The organism is Nostoc sp. CENA543, assembly GCF_002896875.1.
Classification (GTDB): domain Bacteria; phylum Cyanobacteriota; class Cyanobacteriia; order Cyanobacteriales; family Nostocaceae; genus Trichormus.
On record NZ_CP023278.1, the window covers coordinates 6205525 to 6220781 of the forward strand.

Sequence of the window (15257 nt, forward strand, 5' to 3'; positions counted from 1 at the left end):
TGTCTTACCTCTGTGGAGAGGGATTATTTATATGGCTACAAATCGCCGCGTTTCCCGTGTTGCTGAATTAATTAAACGGGAAGTTAGCCAAATGCTACTTAATGGTATTAAAGATGACCGTGTGGGTACAGGAATGGTCAGTGTGACTGATGTTGATGTTTCTGGTGATCTCCAGCACGCTAAAATCTACGTCAGTATCTACGGTACAGAGGAAGCCAAAGCCGAAACAATGGCCGGACTCAAATCAGCCACCGGTTTTGTGCGGAGTGAACTTGGCGCACGAGTTAGGCTGCGTCGGACACCTGAAGTAGTGTTTATTGAAGACCGTTCCATTGAACGAGGAACAAAGGTGCTATCACTATTAAACCAGCTTCAGTACCAGCGATCGCAAGAAACATCCGACGATGATGATGAGCAAATTTCTGAATAACTAGCCATCATCACTGCTTCACCAGAAAATAGTTGATTTCAAAACAATCCGCCAAAACATTTCCAGACGTGTTTTAACCACGTCTTTTTTAATTTGTTGAAAATTTTGATCTAGCTGATATTTTAAAAATAACGGTTCTATTTTTCAGTTAGACTCGTCTATATTTTTACACAGATCAGATACTATGACACAACTGATTTAAGCACATATTAATTCAATTTATCGCAAAATATTCCAATCCAAAGACTTTTAAATCTGACAGAATGTAAATATATAAATCAGTACGCTACAACACGCTCATAAATATATGTCTTTGAGAGCTTAAAGCTTGTTTATTCTATCTTTGGAGCGATTTTTACTATGTTTAGCTACCCTTCGCATATTGACTGCAAATAATATGAATCCCCAAATTATATCAAGAGCATAAATTCATTTATAGTTGCTTTTTTGGATTTAAGCAAAACCTCAATTCAATATGATGAATCTACTTTTTACAGATATGCAGTTTTTATAAAGTTATTATGAAGTTGATTTTAATCTACCTTATAATTACTACTGATATCTTCATAAATTGGCGTAGTAAAGGGTTCATAAATAATTATTAGGAAAATCTGAAGTTTTTCACATTAGATTTTTTTGTCTTCAATGTAAAAATTTCATGAAGACATTAAGTAAAAAGTGACTTTTCTCAGTAGAGATACTACGATAAGGCTGTGTATGTTAAGTACCATTGTTGCATAAACTACGGCTAAAATTCAGTATTTTCCCTAAATCATCAGTTTCTTTGTGCAACAAAGTTCCCTTGGGGTGTGAGTAATGCGAAAACCAGTTTTAACGATTTTCTACCAGTACAATCCCTGGTGTAGTTCTATAGGCGGAATTCAGACACTCATTAATACATTTATCAAATATGCGCCTAGGGAGTTTGAAGTCAGACTTGTAGGGACAGCAAGCGATCGCTCCCAGACTTTAGGTGAATGGCGACAAGCAGAATTTGCAGGCAGAGAAATTAGTTTTTTACCCCTGTTTTATATAGAAAATGACGATTTTAGAGGTTTAATTCCCACTACTGTTAAATATACAGCTGCCTTGGTTGGGCGTAATTACGCTTCAGATTTTATGCACTTTTATAGAATAGAACCAACCATAGTAACTCGTCATTGGCAGGGGGAAAAGACACTTTTTATTCAAAATGACATTCAAGCCCAAATAGCAGCCAAAGACGACAAAAACGCCATCTTGTGGCGCAAATTTCCCTCCGCCTATTTCGCCCTAGAAAAGATGCTGGTAAATCAATTCCAGCAAATCTACTCTTGCAACACCGAGTCCATGAAACTCTACCAACAGCGATATCCCGACTTGCAAGAGCGAGTAGCTTTTCTCAAAAACACCTTTGATGAGGATATTTTCTATCCCCTAACCCCCGACAAAAAAGCCCAAAGTAGACGGGAAATAGCAACGCGCTTAGGGCTAGATGTAGACACTCGCTTTATTATGTTTGCCGGTCGTTTACATCCCCAAAAAGATCCCATCCTTCTGATTCGCTCCCTAGCAACTTTAGACGACCCCAACATTCATTTATTAATAGCGGGTAATGGTGAATTAGCCGAGTCAGTGCGCGCAGAGATTACCCAACTCGGACTAGAAAAACGAGTCACAATGCTAGGTGCAGTCCCCCAAAAAGCCTTAGCCGACTTGCATCGTGTGTGTCACGCCTTGGTGCTGACGAGTGCTTTTGAAGGCTTACCCTTTGTAGTCTTAGAAGCCTTAGCTTGCGGTACACCCATAGTTACCACCAAAGCAGGTGAGACACCGCAATTACTCTCACCTGAAAGCGGTGTTGTCTGCCAAGAAAGGACACCAGACTGCATCGCCCAAGCTTTACGCCAAGTAGTCATGAATCCAGAAAATTATCCCATCTCAGCCTGTATCAAAACCGCCCAACCCTACGCAGCCAGAACAGTAATTAGTGGAGTGTATAAAAAAATGTGGCAGCGTTGGGAAAAAAAGTCGTTGGTCACAATCAATACAGGGGCATAGAAGAGGAATTGGAGCAGGGTGCAGGGTGCAGGGGAGAGAAGAATTTCCCCATTTCCCCCTGCTCCCTGCCCCCTTGCCTCCTTCCTCCCAATCCCCAATCCCCAATCCCCAATCCCCATTCCCTATTAATCGAGATTGACAATGAGAGTTGCTGTAATTGGTGCTAAAGGTATACCACCAAAACAGGGTGGTATTGAACATTATTGTGCGGAAATTTATCCCCGCATGGTTTCCCAAGGTCATACTGTAGATTTATTTGCTCGGACATCATATACAGAAAATACTGGCTGGCAAAGTAATTATTATCGCGGAGTGCAGGTGATATCCGTACCAGGGTTAGATTATACTGGCGTGGATGCTTTTGTCACCTCCGCAATGGGAGCGATCGCAGCTACTCGTCAGCAATATGATATTATTCACTTCCACGCTCTCGGCCCTGCTTTATTTACCTGCATACCCAGACTGGCTAATTCTGCCAAAATCGTCGTTACTTGTCATGGTTTAGACTGGCAAAGAGCGAAATGGGGTAGCCTGTCTACCAAGGTAATTCAACTAGGGGAGCAAACAGCAGTGCGTTTTGCCCACAGTATGATTGTTGTCTCAAAAGCCCTGCAAACATACTTTTGGCAAACATATCAAAGAAATACCGTTTATATTCCCACCGCGCCTGCTGATTACGGCGAATCAGACCCCAATTTCGTCTATGGTCGTCATTTAGGACTAGAAACTGGTCGTTATATTCTATTTTTAGGCCGACTTGTCCCAGAAAAACGTCCTGACTTGTTAGTAGATGCTTTTTGTCGCCTGCAACCCCAAGGCTGGAAACTAGTTTTAGCTGGGGGTGTCAGCGATACCAAAGGCTTCACTTCCCAACTACTAGAAAAAATTGCTCATCAAAAAAATATCGTCTTTGCTGGGGAATTAAGAGGTTCTCGCCTGTGGGAAATTGTCAGAGGCGCAGGCTTATTTGTTTTACCTTCCGATTTGGAGGGATTACCTTTATCCATGCTAGAAGCAATGCGAGAAGGTATCCCCGTTTTGGGAAGTGATATTGCACCACATCAACAACTATTAGCAGAAGAACGCGGAATACTATTTAAAGCTGGTAACTTAGACTCTTGTGTTTCCGCCCTTGATTGGGCTTTGCACAATCCCGAAAAACTGCCAACAATGGTCAAAAAAGCTCAAAAATACGTCAGTCTTAACTACAGCTGGGATCGCATTACCTCAGAAACCTTAAGACTATATACACAAGTTCTCCATCCCTGTGAAATCACCGACAAATTACAGACGGAAACTACAGAAGGGGATTTGGCAAAGTTAGGGGCAAAAAATCGGTAATTTCTACAGATGCTCGAAAAGATTGCCTTCCCGTAGCCACTAATCGTTATCACGCCAATTTTGAATTTTGGATTAAAAGTCCAGATTCTTAGACTATTCCAGACTCATACCACCTATCCCTATTTGGTATCAGATATGATAACGAGTAGTTAATATTCTTTAATAATTTACGTAATTGTGCAACTTATGAGCGCAACCTTTCTTCAAATCTCTAGGGAAGTGATGAGTGATGAGTAACGAGTAATGACTAATGACTAATGACTAATGACTAATGAGTTAGGTTTTTTAATTGCGAATTGCGAATTGCGAATTGCGAATTGGTATTACTTTAGCTTTGAAAAAAAATTAAGGTATACGTGATGGGAAGAGGTATTTCAACCTTATTTGCAGTATTGCGCCGCAGGGGTTTACCTGCTGTGTCTACATTAGCTGCTGTTATTGGTGCATCAGTGGCCTATCTGGCTATAACGCCACGTTTTTACGCGACATCAGCCAAAATGATGGTTGATGCCAAAGGGGTGAGTGTTTCGGAGTTGGGACGGGATTTAACACAACCTTCTGTAGTGGGACGTAGTAGCAATCCCTTGGCTGATCAAGCAGAGTTAGTCAAATCACAGGCGGTTTTGGATCAAGCTATCAAGACACTAGCTTCTAAACATCCACAGATACAGCTAACACCTACAGATATTAGCAGTGCATTGAAAGTGAGTATTCTACCTGCTACTAATATTTTGCAACTGAACTATTTTCACCAAGATCCGCAATTTGCTGCTGATGTGTTAAACGCTGTTTCTCAAGCAATGGTGGAAGAAAATATTCAAGCTATTAGTTCCGAAGCAACCAAAGTTAGAAAATTCCTCGAAAAAGAAGTCCCAGTGGCGCGGAATCGTCTCCAACAAGCCGAAGTCGCGGAATCTAGGTATAGACAAAAAAGTGGTGTAGTGGCAGATACTGACCAAACTAAAAGCTTAGTCCAAAGTTTAACCAATTTAGAAGACCAAGAACGGACATTAATCGCACAATTACAAGAAGCGCGATCGCGTGAAGCTTCTTTGAGACAATTAACTGCAACTAAAAATATTAATAACGCTTATACATCAGTACGTAGCGGTCAAGATGAACAACTCAGAAGCTTAAGAGCTAAGTTAACCGAAATCGAAACGCAACTGATTGAAGCCCGCTTACAATTTACAGATAATCACCCCAAGGTTGTCTCTCTTTTAGGACAAAGAGAACAAATCCGCGCTTTATATGCACAGCAAGTAGGTCGCGTCTCAGCCAACAATCAAACTATCCCTACTGAAGATGTCGCCTCAGACCAAATCAGTCAAAATCTCACTACTCAGCTGATTAATAATGAAGTTGAGCGTGTCGCCGTCGAGAACAAACTGCAAACCGTCCAATCTTTGCGAAAAAACCTACAAGCGCAGTTAGCGGTTTTACCTTTGAGACAGCAACCACTCACCATGCTGACTCGCCAACGAGAAGAAGCCGCCGAATCATTAAAATTGCTGCAAAGCAAACTAGAGGAAGCCAGGATTGCAGAAGCGCAAAAAGTCAGTAACTTGAGAATTATTGAACTGGCTCTAGTTCCCACTGATTACGCCTATCCTAAAAGATCAGTGGTGTTGGCGATCGCGATTTTCTTCGGTAGCATTCTCGCCACAGGTGTAGTTTTACTCCTAGAGTTAATGGATAATAGACTCTACGAAGTTGCAGAAGCCGAAGAATTGCTCAAGTTACCCCTGTTGGGAATTTTACCTCGTCTTCCCGCCACCAAACTTACCCTAGAACCAGCCGAAAAGTTTTTAGATGATGTCGGTTTAGTCGAACCTTACCGAATGCTGCTGAAAAATCTAGAGTTTCGCAGCCATGAAAAATTACAAGTCGTCGTCGTTACCAGTACCATCTCTGGAGAAGGTAAATCAGTCGTGGTTTCCCACCTAGCGGCTGTTGCAGCTATGCTCTTTCGTCGCACTCTAATTATAGATGCAGACTTACGGAGGCCTGTGCAGCACACATTATTTAACCTCCCCCCCAAACCCGGAATTAGCGATGTCATCAATGGTAATAGAACACTACTCAATGCTGTACAGCCAACAGACATTGAGAATCTCTCTGTCCTGACCTGTGGTGAACTACATGGTAGACCCTCACAATTACTAGAGTCGGAAGCCATGAAATCCCTAATCGCCGAAGCCGCACACCACTATGATTTGGTCATTATCGATACTCCTCCCATTGGTGTTTGCGCTGATGCCTCTACCCTGAGTCAATACAGTGATGGAGTAATTATGACCACACGTCCCAGCGTCACCATGAAAGAATCATTACAAAGAGCCGTATCAGAACTCCAGCAAAACCGCATCCCCATACTAGGGGTAATAGTTAATGGTATGACCACCGATGCCGAAAAATATTATCGCCATCCCATTGAAGAGAAGCAATCTTTTTTACCCAGGATAAGTTTACCAGGTAGTAATAGAAATGGCGATCGCAACTAATACCAATTCGCAATTCGCAATTCGCAATTCGCAATGTAAGAAAGTTAGATACTATCTTGGTTTCAAGCTTTGCATCTCTCGCTTAATTTTGGAGAATTGGTATAAATTCTGCCCCCTTTAAAAGCCCATTCCCTGTATTGTGTTCCCTTTTTCATCTCGGTTAAATAACCATGTTGACGAATAAACGCTCAAGTCGTTATTCCTCACTAGGATTCTTAGTTGGGGTATTCGGTATTGGTATTGGCCTATTAACAGGGTTTTTAGTTGGTGTTAGTCCCCTGTTAATTGGCTTACCTATATTTGCTGTAGCAGTTCTAGTCTGGTTTTTTGCTCAGTTTGAGCAAGCAGTCATTGGTTTATTAGTTCTACGTAGTGCTTTAGATACCTTCTCCGCACAACAATTACCTGCGGCTTTTGCTGTCGGTTTAGATGGCTTGGCTTTACTTTACGTCATCGTATCTTTATTAACAGGTCAAGCCGTCAAAGTAGATAAATTTTGGTGGTTTTTTGCGGGATGGGTAGCCCTACAAGCCATGTGGGTAGTATTATTACCCCTGGGAGGTTTAGGTTTAGACAGTACATACCTATTTGAAGGTGTACGTGAGTGGACACGATTATTTTCGTGGTTAATGGTTTATCTCCTCGTTATGCAGCTACAAGGGAAGGTAAAACCACAAACATTAATTACTACCTTATTTCTCAGTCTGGTCATTCCCCTGACGGTAGCATCCATGCAGATGTTTTTACCTGCTTCCCTGTTACCTTCCTTTCTGGTACAAAGTAGTGTAGATGCTGGTAGTTTAGAACCAGCCTCCCGCATCCGAGGAACATTAGGTCATCCTTCTTCCTTCGCGACCTTTCTACTGTTATTTATCGGTTTTACCTGTTGGAAAATCCGCGACACACGTAACCGTGCGCCGTGGTTGTTTTTATTAGCTATCTTGACGGTATTTTTCGTCAGCACTAAGGCCTTGACAATGACAGCAATGTTATTTGTGTTTGTCTTTGTCATGATTGCCCCCAAATTAAATTTACTCAATTTAATGGGGGGAATTTTACTTTTAGGATTAGTAATTCTTCTTTTTACCAGTACAGATTTTGGTCGAGAACGTCTTGGTTCACTGTCCGATACACCACTGCTAAATCCCCATATGGATATGTGGCGAGCGATTTTATTATCGTGGACAGATGGCAATAGTTTTAACTGGAGAATTGCCCAATGGCATTTTATTTGGGAAGCTTGGAAAAATGCCCCCTTATTTGGTTATGGTCTTAGCACTGCTTCCTATGTCACAGTTTTACAAAATGAAGCTCACAATGATTATCTGCGTGCTTTAGTCGAGGGCGGAATAGTAGGATTTATGACATTTTTGTCCTTAATAGCTGCTCAAGTTTATCGCCTTGTACACATTATGTTTACATCCCCAAAAAATAGCTCACAGCAGAATTTTTGTTTTATTCTCATCGCCTTATTATCAGCTATCCTGCTGGGAATGTTTACAGACAATATTTGGAAACACACGACCCTTTTCTTTTATTGGTGGCTATCTTTATCAGTCGTCGGTTGGGATTGGAATCAAACTCCCCCCTCAGATACTAAAAACTATCAGACTCCTGTGCGATTTCTGCGAAGCTAGGTAAAAGTTTATGCCTTCTTACCCCTTCTTCGTCCCCTGACTACAAAAATAATGTTAGGAATCTAATTTGATTCCTACAGTGCAATGCAAATCTATTCCCTAAATTCGGCAGAGATATGAATATTAAAAAGATTTTAGTTACAGGCGACAAATTTATGATCAGTCGCATGAAATTTTTATTCCAAGCAATGTCTGATGATTACGATAGCATTGAATCTTTGTCAGTCAATAGTATTTATAGTTGGAGATTATTAAAAGATATTGCTAACTTTATTCAGATAAAACTGCCATTTTTAAACATCAAAAGAACAGGATATTTCCGTAAGAATGCCAAAACCTTTATCAATAGCTCACGCCAACTAGAACAGAAAATTATTAAGGGTGGTTATCATCCTGATTTAATTTTTCATCTCTATGGGATGTTTAGTCCCTGTTGGGATAAGTTTGATATTCCTTATGTGACATATTTAGACTATACAATGACTCTCGCCAGAAAAAATTGGATTCAATGGGCCCCTTTCCCCACAGAAAAAGAATTTCAAGCTTGGCTGGACTGTGAGCATCAAACCTATACAAAAGCTCTCCACATTTTTACTAAAAGCCATAAAGTCAAATATTCTTTAGAACAAGATTATGGCATTAATTCTGATAAAATTACAGTTTTACATTCTGGTGGTAACTTCTTTGAGCCATATCAAGGTGAAAAGAAATTTGGTAGCAAACAAATCCTATTCAATGGATACGATTTTTTCCGCAAAGGCGGAGATTTACTAATAGAGGCATTTAAACAAGTAAAACAAGTGATTCCTGAAGCTAAGTTAGTGATAGTAGGTGATATTTTATCGATTAATGAAAATGGTGTAGATAACCCTGGATATATTTCGTCGCCTACTGAAATGCAAAGAATTTTCCTCAACACAGATTTAGTAGTTTCACCTGCACGTTGTGAACCTCTAGGTCTATTTTTAGTTGAGGCGATGAATTATGGGATTCCTTGTATTGTCTCTAATCAAGATGGAATGCCTGAAATTATTGAACATGAAATCAATGGTTTGGTAATTTCTCAACCCACACCAGAAGTTTTAGCAAAGCAAATGATTAATTTATTGTCTGATAGTCAGACTTTAGAATTTATGTCAGAAAATGCTAGAAAAAAAGTGAAAGAGGAATTAAATTGGCCAGCCATTGCTCAAAAAATAAAACAAACACTGACTAATATTTAATGGCGGACAGTAAGTAGAACGACTTGAAAAAACCAAACTATGTAAAGTAATGTAAAAAAAACTGAATTTAGTTCGTAGTAAGGACTTTAGTCCTTAAGAGAGGACTAAAGTCCTCACTACAAACCTTTAATTATTTACACCGTTCTGACTTGAAAAAGGGGTGTAGGGGTATAGAGGTGTAAGGGAAAGACTTTTTCATGTTTTCTTGTGTACGCAGTTCATGACGGCTACTTATTATGTAGTGGCGTATCTAGACTAAAATAGTTCAAATATTTAGGCGTAGGTTGGGTTGAGGCTTTGCGAAACCCAACGCTATAAACAATGTTGTGTTTCTTAACGTCAACCCAACCTACAATTTTTTCGCACTATTTTAGCCTTGACATACCACTACGCGGTTACTCAAGAATCAAATTGATTCCTATAACTAAAAAATTCATAATTTTGAGAGTAATATTTATGCCAAAAGTTTCTGTAATTATTCCTGCTTATAATGCGATGACATTTTTGCCAACTACTTTACAAAGTGTTTTACAACAGACCTTTAATGATTATGAGGTCATCATTATTAATGATGGTAGTTCTGATGGGATTATAGATTGGTTTACTCAAGTTACCGATATCAGAGTCAAATTAATCTCCCAAGAAAATCAGGGGCCTGCGGCTGCGCGCAATCATGGTATCAATCAAGCGCAAGGAGAATATATAGCTTTTCTTGATGCTGATGATATTTGGGCTGAAAATAAGCTAGAAAAACAAGTGAATATTTTGGATGAAAATCCCACAATAGGCTTAGTTTATAGTTGGGTGGGTTCAATTGACTCTCAAGGTAATATTGGCAATAAAGTTCGCAAGAATAATGCTGAAGGTCGTGTTTGGGAAATCATTCTAGAACATAACATTATTGAGTGTGGTAGTAATCCGATGGTGCGCCGCATTTGTTTTGAAAAAGTCGGTGTTTTTGATCATCGTTTAGCTTATGCCCAAGATTGGGAAATGTGGGTGAGGGTTGCTTCTCGTTATCAGTTTCAAGTCATCAATGAAACATTAGTATATTATCGTTCCCATCCCAATAATCGCTCTAAAAATTGGAGAATTATGGAGCAGAATTATAATTTGATTTTTGATAAAAGTTTTGCTCACGCTCCAGAATATTTATCTGTTGAAGATTTAAAAAGTTTAGAAAATCGCATTTATGGTTTTGCGAATTTGCGTATTGCATGGAAAGCTTTGCAAAGTGGAGATTATCAACAAGCTAAGGATTTTCGCCAAAAGGCTGTGCAGCGATATCCTCAATTAAGTTCTTTACGTAATTATTTAGTTTTGGGTGCAGCGATAATTTTAGTAAGAGTTTTTGGGATTCAAGGCTATAACAAAATCAGAAATATGATTTACAATCTCATAGGAAAACGTGTATCAAGTATTGCCGGATAATTAAATCAAATCCGCAGGAGTTGATTTAGTAGGTATAATCTGATTTTTGTAGAGAATACTACTAAATCTAAATACGCGAAAATGAAATTTAGCGAAATTGTAGCCCAACTCGGTGATCTGGTCACTAGCCATAGTTTAATAGGCAATCCTGACCATAATCCAGAAATTAGCGGTGTAGCAGCGATTGATGAAGCTAAAAGCGGTACTATTAGCTACGTGGAGGGGTCAAAATATGCAGGGTTTATCAGTACAACTAATGCTAGTGCATTAATTTTGCCGGATGACTCCACAATACAAGCACAAGCACAAGAGCGAGGAATAGTTTGGTTAGGGACAAAACAACCAAGATTATTATTTGCTCAAGCGATCGCTATCTTCTATAAACCATACACCCCTAAACCTGACATTCATCCCACAGCAGTCATTCATCCCACAGCCAAAATCGGTGAAGATGTCTATATTGGCCCCCATACGGTAGTTCAGGAAGGGGTAGAAATTGGTAATAGTGTAATTATTCACCCCAACGTCGTGATTTACCCTGATGTCAAAATAGGCGATCGCACCATCATACACGCTAACTGCACCATCGAAGAACGCTCTCACATCGGTGCAGATTGTATCATTCATAGCGGTGCAGTCATCGGCGGCGAAGGCTTTGGCTTTGTTCCCACCCGCACTGGCTGGGTTAAAATGGAACAGTCCGGCTACGTAGTATTAGAAGACCGCGTTGATATTGGCTGTAACACCACAATTGATCGTCCAGCCGTCGGAGAAACGAGAATTGGCAGTGATACCAAAATTGATAATTTAGTACAGGTTGGTCATGGTTGCCAAATTGGTCAAGGTTGTGCGATCGCAGCTCAAACGGGTATGGCTGGCGGTGTCACATTAGGCAATCGTGTCATTCTAGCCGGACAAGTGGGTGTTGCCAACGAAGCCAAAATTGGTGATGGTGCGATCGCATCAGCACAAACCGGCATTCCCCACGATGTCCAACCAGGGGAAATAGTCTCCGGTACTCCTGCTGTTCCCCACAAGACTTACCTGAAAGTGGCTGCACTTTCCAAGCATCTGCCAGAAATGTATCAATTCTTCAGACAACTACAACGTCAGTTTAAGGGGAATGGGGGGTAGGATGCAGAAGGCAAAGGGGCAGGATGCAGGGAGAAATGGGGAAATTCTTCTTCCCCCTGCACCCTGCACCCTGCTCCAATTCCTCTTCTATACCCCATGTCCCAATTTTTCTAACACTGGCTTAGTAGACACAATATGTCTTTCTAAACCTAATTCTTGGGGACTAACTCCTAAAGCTAAAGCAATTAATTGGGGTAAATGTAATACTGGCAAACCTAATTTTTTGCCAATCACTTTTTCTACTTCTGGTTGACGGGAGTCTAAATTTAGATGACACAGAGGACAAGGGGTTACTAAACAGTCAGCACCGGCTGCTATGGCTTCTTGAATGTGCATCCCAGCCATTTGAAAGGATTGGGTAGTAGCGTAACTAGAAAGAGGCCAGCCACAACATTGGGTGCGACCATGATAATAAATTGGGGTTGCACCTACAGCCCGAAACAGATTTTCCATTGCTTCTGGGTTATATCGGTCTTTTTCAGGTACGGATTTTTGGGCGCGGAGGAGATAACAGCCGTAAAAGGCGGCACATTTTAAACCGGATAACTTACGAGTTACACGTTGGCTGATTTTTTCTAAACCATAATCGCTAACTAGTGCGTAGAGCAGATGTTTAACTTCTGTACTACCGCGATAAGGTAGACAACCTTCCTTGTGTAAAAAGCCGTTAACTTGCTGAATATATTCAGGATTACTGGTATGAAACTCTTGCAAGCGTTCATTAACGTGACCAATCACACCCTGACAGGTACTACAGTGAGTGAGTAGGGGTAAATTTAATGCTTCCGCTAAAGCAATATTTCTGGCATTTACTGTATCTTCTAACAGCTGAGAATCTTCTTTAAATGTGCCTGATCCGCAACAAGCAGCTTTTTTTAATTCAATTAATTCAATGCCCAAAGCTTGGGTGAGAGCTTGAGTTGACTGATATAGTTCCCCGCAAGCACCTTGAGCTACACAACCAGGGAAGTAAGCATATTTTAGTGTCTGAGATAGCATAAAAATAAGGTTTGTTTCAGGCAATTGCCCCGATGATAACTGTTTTATCACTCCTCGCCTCTAGATACTGAAGAGGGAATGTATTTTTTTTGGACATTCTTCCAGAAATCTAGTAAGAATTGGTAACAAGCAAAATTTCAGAGCCTTACTCTATTCCAATTTTGGACAGGGACGTATACGGGCGATCGCGCTTTCCGATAAGATGTATATGCTCAAAACCATGTCACCCATAAAGAGCAGACAGTAGCAACTGGTAAGGAATTTTATCTTATGAGTCAAACAGAGACATTTGAAAAAGTCAAGGCAATTGTTGCCGACCAACTCAGTGTAGAAGAGGAAAAAATCACACCACAGGCAAATTTTGCCAATGATCTAGGGGCAGATTCCTTAGATACAGTGGAATTAGTTATGGCTTTGGAAGAAGAATTTGACATCGAAATTCCCGATGAAGCCGCCGAAAAAATCACAACCGTTCAAGAAGCAGTGGATTACATCAACAGTAAAGTTGCCGCATCTGCTTAAGAAAGTGCTGAGTCGTGAGTGCTGAGTCATGAGTTATGAGTCATGAGTCAGATTTCCAACTCGGAACTCCATACACTAGCAGAATTCAGCACTCAGCAAGAACTTTGAACGGAGGTTTCCTCCCTAGATGCTGCCTTCGGCTTGCCGCAGGCATCAGAAGTTTGGTAACTCAGCACTCATTACTCATTACTCTTTTTGCAACTTTCTCGCCATCTTTATACTGAGTCATGACAGATTATAATCGTAAACGCGTTGTTGTCACGGGTGTTGGCGCGATTACACCTATTGGTAACACACCTGCGGAGTATTGGGAAGGATTGATCAGCGCACGCAATGGCATTGACTACATCACCGCATTTGATGCCTCTAGTCATGATTGCCGCATTGCAGGTGAGGTAAAAAATTTCGATCCACAGGAATACATGGATCGTAAAGAAGCCAAGCGGATGGATCGATTTTCCCAATTTGGAGTCGCAGCCGCCAAACAAGCACTTGCTGATGCCCAGTTAGTTATCAATGAACTCAACGCCGAACAGGTAGGAGTTATTATTGGTTCTGGTGTGGGTGGTATTAAGGTGATGGAAGACCAACAAACCATCTACCTCAACCGAGGGCCTGATCGCTGTAGCCCATTCATGATCCCCATGATGATTGCTAATATGGCGGCAGGATTGACAGCAATTCACACCGGCGCAAAAGGGCCAAATAACTGTACTGTAACGGCTTGTGCTGCTGGTTCTAATGCCGTGGGAGACGCGTTTCGCATGATTCAAGGTGGTTACGCCCAAGCGATGATTTGCGGTGGGTGTGAAGCGGCGATTACCCCCTTATCTGTAGCTGGTTTTGCTGCGGCGCGCGCCCTTTCTACTCGCAATGATGACCCAACTCATGCTTGTCGTCCCTTTGATCGCGATCGCGATGGATTTGTCATGGGCGAAGGTGCGGGAATTCTGATTTTGGAGGAATTACAACACGCTTTAAGTCGTGGCGCACGTATTTATGCCGAAATCGTGGGTTATGGCATGACCTGTGATGCCTACCATATCACTTCTCCAGTTCCTGGAGGTGAAGGAGCAGCTAGAGCCATTAGCCTGGCATTAAAAGACGCAGGCATCACCCCAGAACAAGTCAGTTATATCAATGCCCACGGCACAAGTACCCCCGCCAACGACTCCACTGAAACTGCTGCCATTAAAAAAGTTTTGGGTGATCATGCTTACAAAATCACTGTCAGTTCCACTAAATCCATGACAGGACACCTTTTAGGCGGTTCTGGTGGAATTGAAGCGGTAGCCACAGTCCTGGCCATTGCCAATGATCAAGTTCCACCCACCATCAACATCGAAAACCCTGACCCAGATTGTGATTTAGACTACGTACCTCACACTAGCCGCAAACAAAAGGTTGACGTTGCCCTGTCCAATTCCTTCGGATTTGGCGGTCATAATGTCACCCTCGCTTTTAGAAAGTACGTCTCTTAGGAGGCTGAGGATAGAGGCAGGGGGGCAGAGGCGCAGGGGATCTGAAAAAGACAAAGGTTACTATCTTTTACTCATCACTCAGCACGGGCTAAACGCCCCGCTACCGCTAACACTACTCAGCACTCACCACTCAAAAAAATTCAGAATTCAGAAATCAGGGGACAGAATAATTCAAAAATTAAGGGATAATTTGAGTAATTAAGTTGCTCATCATCCTAAATATGAATGAAGAATCCAGAATTCAGAAATCTTGAATTTTTCTATTCTGCATCCTGACTCCTGAGTTCTGAATTCTTGCTCCTAACTTTCCAGTTCTCAATTCTCACATCGAAGCAGAAAATTTAACCTTTGTCAGCTATCCTGTAATCACAATCACAACAGTATCGTAAATGTCATTCCACCACTAGCCAAGAGTTCAACTTGACCGAATTTTTGGCTTGATTAATTACCAAAAACTCAGGATAACCCGCTTGTCTATGCACAATCGGGAATGGGATGATGATACCGCAGGGGAA

11 protein-coding genes and 1 pseudogene are annotated in these 15257 nt (G+C 41.3%); 10 read left to right on the forward strand and 2 right to left on the reverse strand.

What is annotated here, in order from left to right; translation table 11 throughout:
• Positions 1–27: 27 nt before the first annotated feature.
• Positions 28–150: pseudogene (locus CLI64_RS32230) on the reverse strand (hypothetical protein); the annotation flags it as partial.
• On the opposite strand from CLI64_RS32230, the gene rbfA reads away from it, so the two are divergent.
• From rbfA to lpxD, 8 genes are all read left to right on the forward strand, one after another.
• A complete protein-coding gene (gene rbfA / locus CLI64_RS26040) occupies positions 92–430 on the forward strand; it encodes a 30S ribosome-binding factor RbfA (RefSeq protein ID WP_225977627.1) in 339 nt (112 codons plus the stop codon). The pseudogene CLI64_RS32230 and the gene rbfA overlap by 59 nt on opposite strands.
• Positions 431–1246: 816 nt before the next feature.
• Positions 1247–2470 carry a glycosyltransferase gene (locus CLI64_RS26045; RefSeq protein WP_103139936.1) on the forward strand — a complete coding sequence of 408 codons (1224 nt, stop codon included), beginning with the start codon at positions 1247–1249 and terminating at the stop codon, positions 2468–2470.
• 141 nt (positions 2471–2611) lie between these two features.
• Positions 2612–3811 (forward strand): glycosyltransferase family 4 protein, encoded by a 1200-nt coding sequence (locus tag CLI64_RS26050; protein WP_103139937.1) that lies wholly within the window; start codon positions 2612–2614, stop codon positions 3809–3811.
• 359 nt (positions 3812–4170) lie between these two features.
• Positions 4171–6315 (forward strand): polysaccharide biosynthesis tyrosine autokinase, encoded by a 2145-nt coding sequence (locus tag CLI64_RS26055; RefSeq protein WP_103139938.1) that lies wholly within the window; start codon positions 4171–4173, stop codon positions 6313–6315.
• 170 nt (positions 6316–6485) lie between these two features.
• Positions 6486–7952, forward strand: a complete 1467-nt coding sequence (locus CLI64_RS26060; RefSeq protein ID WP_103139939.1) for an O-antigen ligase — start codon at positions 6486–6488, stop codon at positions 7950–7952.
• A gap of 116 nt (positions 7953–8068) precedes the next feature.
• Positions 8069–9175 carry a glycosyltransferase family 4 protein gene (locus tag CLI64_RS26065; RefSeq protein ID WP_103139940.1) on the forward strand — a complete coding sequence of 369 codons (1107 nt, stop codon included), beginning with the start codon at positions 8069–8071 and terminating at the stop codon, positions 9173–9175.
• 456 nt (positions 9176–9631) lie between these two features.
• Positions 9632–10606: a glycosyltransferase gene (locus CLI64_RS26070; protein ID WP_103139941.1), complete on the forward strand. Its 975-nt coding sequence runs from the start codon at positions 9632–9634 to the stop codon at positions 10604–10606.
• 81 nt (positions 10607–10687) lie between these two features.
• Positions 10688–11740 (forward strand): UDP-3-O-(3-hydroxymyristoyl)glucosamine N-acyltransferase, encoded by a 1053-nt coding sequence (gene lpxD, locus CLI64_RS26075; protein WP_103139942.1) that lies wholly within the window; start codon positions 10688–10690, stop codon positions 11738–11740.
• An 87-nt stretch (positions 11741–11827) separates the two neighbouring features.
• Here the strand turns inward: lpxD and CLI64_RS26080 are convergent, their stop codons facing one another.
• On the reverse strand, positions 11828–12739 hold the full coding sequence (locus CLI64_RS26080; protein ID WP_103139943.1) for a CoB--CoM heterodisulfide reductase iron-sulfur subunit B family protein: 912 nt from the start codon (positions 12737–12739) through the stop codon (positions 11828–11830).
• Between the two features lie 270 nt (positions 12740–13009).
• Between CLI64_RS26080 and acpP the strand changes: the two genes are divergently transcribed.
• Entirely contained in the window at positions 13010–13261 is a 252-nt protein-coding gene (acpP, locus tag CLI64_RS26085) for an acyl carrier protein (protein ID WP_103139944.1), read from the forward strand.
• A gap of 227 nt (positions 13262–13488) precedes the next feature.
• Positions 13489–14742, forward strand: coding sequence for a beta-ketoacyl-ACP synthase II (gene fabF / locus CLI64_RS26090; protein ID WP_103139945.1), 1254 nt, complete (start codon positions 13489–13491; stop codon positions 14740–14742).
• Positions 14743–15257: the final 515 nt, after the last annotated feature.